The sequence below is a fragment of the Pseudomonas sp. C11 genome (genome assembly GCF_034683865.1).
Classification (GTDB): Bacteria; Pseudomonadota; Gammaproteobacteria; order Pseudomonadales; family Pseudomonadaceae; genus Aquipseudomonas.
The window spans coordinates 1-232 of sequence record NZ_JAWIIP010000104.1 but is presented as its reverse complement, the minus strand read 5'-3'; the positions used below and the strand labels follow the sequence as shown (position 1 = coordinate 232).

The window sequence follows — 232 nt, the reverse complement described above, 5'->3', positions numbered from 1 at the left end:
AGGGCACCGCCATCGTCATCCGTCGGCATGACGACCCAGCCTGGCCGCCGGCCCTGGGCCCTGCGCCTTCCCTGCGTGAAACCCTGTATGGCGTCGAGTCCGTCGCCGACCGCGACGCCATCGCCGATGAGCTGGGGCGCGACCGTGAAGTGCGTCGCGATGCGCAGGGGGTGTTGTACAGCGTCGATGACATGGGCGTTGCCCGACGCTTCCAGGTCACCTGCCGGCGTCC

General features: G+C 69.8%; 1 pseudogene. It reads left to right on the top strand.

Annotation, left to right across the window (positions count from 1 at the left end):
* A pseudogene (locus VC352_RS25090) lies at nt 1-232 on the top strand (glyoxalase); the annotation flags it as partial.